1 protein-coding gene is annotated in these 1,306 nt (G+C 66.8%); it reads left to right on the top strand.

Annotated elements, in window-relative coordinates; translation table 11 throughout:
• On the top strand, positions 1 to 1,306 hold a 1,306-nt coding region (locus FJ980_RS32215; protein ID WP_281406360.1), incomplete at both ends, for a glucoamylase family protein.

Below are 1,306 nucleotides of genomic sequence, written 5' to 3'. Positions count from 1 at the left end.
CCCTGGGGCATTTCGGAAGCGGCCTACAACGCCCGCGACCGCGAGCTGACCTACCAGTACACCAATTTCGGCGTGCCCGGTCTCGGGCTGAAGCGCGGTCTTGGCCAGAACACGGTGATCGCGCCTTACGCCACCGTGCTGGCCGCGCAGTTCAACCCGCGTGAAGCGGTGCAGAACCTAGCGCGCCTGCGGGAACTCGGCGCGCTTGGCCGCCATGGTTACTACGACGCGGTCGATTTCACGCCGCAGCGCGTGCCGGAAGGCACCGATCACGTCGTCGTGCAGAACTACATGGCCCACCATTCCGGCATGTCGATCGCGGCGGTGGCCGATGCCATTTTCGATGGGCGCCTGCGCGACCGTTTCCACAGCGATCCGGTCATCGAGTCGGCCGATCTTCTGCTCCAGGAGAGGGCGCCGCGCGACATCCCGACCGCGACCGTCAGGACCGAGGCGGACGAACGGGCGAAGGACGAGACCGAAACCGAGAGTCCCGACACCCGCATCGTGCTCGATCCTGTGCGGGCGCTGCGTTCGACCAACGTGATGTCGAACGGCCGCTATTCGGTGATGGTCACCGCGCCAGGCTCCGGCTACAGCCGGTGGGGCGATCTGTCCGTCACGCGCTGGCAGCCGGACCCGACCGAGGACCGGCTCGGCTCCTACATTTTCCTGCGCGACGCCGGCACTGGTGATTGGTGGTCGGCGACGGCGGAGCCCAAGCGCGCGGCCGAGGAGCGCACCCAGACGCTGTTCTCCGACGACAAGGCGAGCTTCGTCAAACTGGTCGGCACGCTGCGCTCCGAGGTCGAATGCATCGTCATCTCGGAAGGCAATGGCGAAGGCCGGCGCGTGACGCTGTTCAACGAGGGACCGACCGACCGCCACATCGAAGTGACCTCCTTCGCCGAGCTCGTGCTGGGCCTGGAGGTATCTGACAATGCCCATCCCGCCTTCTCGAAAATGTTCGTGGAGACCGAAATTGCCCCCAACAATGGGGCGATCTTCGCCACGCGGCGCAAGCGTGAGACTAGCGAGCCAGACGTGACGATGGTGCATTTCGTCACCGACCCGTCCGGTCCGGCGCGCGACGCCGAAGCCGAGACCGACAGGCGCGCCTTCATCGGCCGCGGCCGCACCATCGTCGACGCTGCGGCGTTCGATCCGGGCGCCCGGCTTGGCGGCCATTCCGGCTTCACCCTCGATCCCGTCGCCTCGCTGCGCCGCCAGGTTCGCGTGCCCTCCAACAAGAAGATATCGCTGACCTTCTGGACCGTCGTCGGTTCCAACCGCGCGGAGCTGGAGG

Source organism: Mesorhizobium sp. B1-1-5, assembly GCF_006443065.1.
Lineage (GTDB): Bacteria > Pseudomonadota > Alphaproteobacteria > Rhizobiales > Rhizobiaceae > Mesorhizobium.
Note: the sequence above shows the minus strand (reverse complement) of the source record. Positions and strands in the feature narration are given on the sequence as shown.